2 protein-coding genes and 1 pseudogene are annotated in these 1,827 nt (G+C 61.4%); 1 reads left to right on the top strand and 2 read right to left on the bottom strand.

Annotated elements, in window-relative coordinates:
• Positions 1-629: pseudogene (locus EN964_RS38225) on the bottom strand (SPOR domain-containing protein); the annotation flags it as partial.
• Here EN964_RS38225 and EN964_RS38220 point away from each other — a divergent pair.
• Entirely contained in the window at positions 576-875 is a 300-nt protein-coding gene (locus EN964_RS38220; RefSeq protein WP_164752341.1) for a hypothetical protein, read from the top strand. The pseudogene EN964_RS38225 and the gene EN964_RS38220 overlap by 54 nt on opposite strands.
• 55 nt (positions 876-930) lie before the next feature.
• Here EN964_RS38220 and EN964_RS33305 read toward each other — a convergent pair.
• Positions 931-1,827: DALR anticodon-binding domain-containing protein (locus tag EN964_RS33305; RefSeq protein ID WP_127277356.1), on the bottom strand; the 897-nt coding region annotated here is incomplete at its 5' end.

The following is a 1,827-nucleotide window of genomic DNA, read 5'->3' as shown; positions in this document are numbered from 1 at the left end:
ACATCAGCCATCGCGTCGTCGAAATGGCCGGCAAAGCTCTCATCGGAAATTGCATGGCCGTCACGCGCCGCCTGCTCCGGCATGGGATACTTGACGGGCTCGGCGGCCATGAATGACTGTTCGGCCGCCGAATGGTCGTCGAGCACCAGCTCGTCTTCAAGCGAGACTGCCACCGCATCGTCGAATTCGTCATCGGAGGCAACTGGCTCGATAGAAGCGGGCGTGTCGGCAACGGCGTACTGGGCCTCTTCAGCGTACTGGGCCTCTTCGGCTTCCTCATCGATCCGGAGGTCCTGGTCGAGCGAAATGGCCAGCTCGTCCGCCATCGAATGATCGTCCTCGAAGGGAGAGACGTCCTCAAGCGAACCGGCGACGGCATCGTCAAAATCAGACGCGAAAGCCGGCTCGACGGACGGCGCCGCTTCAGCTGCGACCGCATGGCTGGCGCCGGCGACGTGATCGTCTATCTCAGCCATGTCCAGTTGGAAATCGTTGTCGAGCGACACCGAAAGCTCATCGTCCATCGCGCTGGCGTCAGCCGCTTCGAATGCCGGCTCAAGCACGAAGGTCGGCTCATGAGCCTGAACAACCGGAGCGGCGTCGCTGTCGTCAGCGCCGAACTCGCCCATCATTTCTTTTTCGAGATCGATATCGAAATCGCCCTCTTCGAGCCCGTGATCGGCGGCTGGGGCCTGCGGCTGGGCGGGCGATTGCGGCCTGACCGGCTGGCGCGGGTCGAATCCCATGATCCTGGTCAGTTCCGCGAACGGATCATCGTCAGCGATGTCGTTGTTGTCGGCTACTCTCAGCTGGGTTCTGTCTGCCATTATTGTTCCCGAACTCGCACTCATTCGGACGCCATGGACGTCGCGTAGGGTTGGCCCTTACCAGCGCAATGTGGGCAAAAGGTGACAGGTTATTTAGTCAAACCTAACGCATTTCGGTGGGCGCGGCGGCTCCGATCAACGTCAGGCCGGACGTCAAAACGTCCGAAACAGCCTGCACCAGCCCTAGTCTGGCATGCGTCAATTGTCGGTCGTTAACCTTAACAAAACGTAAGTCCGGATTATCCGTGCCACGGTTCCAGTGTCCGTGGAAGCTGGAAGCCAGATCATAGAGGTAAAATGCCAGCCGATGCGGCTCGAGCGCAAGGGCGGCGGACTCGATCAGCCGCGGGTATTCGGCAAGCTTGCGGATCAGGCCGATCTCGCCCTCGTCGGTCAGCAATGCCGCGGCAGACGCCAGGCTGTTGCGGTCGAAATTGGCTTCGCCCAGTTGCTCGCTCGCCTGCCGGAACACCGAATGACAGCGCGCCGAGGCGTACTGGACATAGAACACCGGATTGTCCTTGGACTGCTCGGTCACCTTGGCGAAATCGAAATCCAGGGGCGCATCGTTCTTGCGGTAGAGCATCATGAAGCGGATCGCGTCGCGGCCGACCTCCTCCACCACTTCGCGCAGCGTCACGAAATCGCCCGACCGCTTCGACATGCGCACCGGTTCGCCCTCGCGAAACAGCTTGACCAGATTGCACAGCAGGACAGTGAGCTTCACCTCGTCGCCGGCAATCGCCCGCGCCAGGGCCTCCAGCCGCTTGACGTAGCCGCCATGGTCGGCGCCGAGCACATAGATCAGGTCGACGAAACCGCGATCGACCTTGTCCTTGAGATAAGCGACGTCGGCGGCGAAATAGGTGAACGAGCCATCAGACTTGACCAGCGCCCGGTCCATGTCGTCGCCGACCGCGGTCGAGCGGAACAGCGTCTGCTCGCGGTCCTCCCAATCTTCGGGTTTCTCGCCCTTGGGCGGCGGCAGCTTGCCCTTGTA

Source organism: Mesorhizobium sp. M7A.F.Ca.CA.001.10.2.1 (assembly GCF_003998575.1).
Classification (GTDB): domain Bacteria; phylum Pseudomonadota; class Alphaproteobacteria; order Rhizobiales; family Rhizobiaceae; genus Mesorhizobium.
This window is presented reverse-complemented; position numbering and strand designations above follow the sequence as displayed.

What these genes read in the sequence shown, in the direction of transcription:
- EN964_RS38220 (WP_164752341.1), top strand. Translation starts at nt 576, where the DNA reads ATGAGCCTGAACAACCGGAGCGGCGTCGCTGTCGTCAGCGCCGAACTC.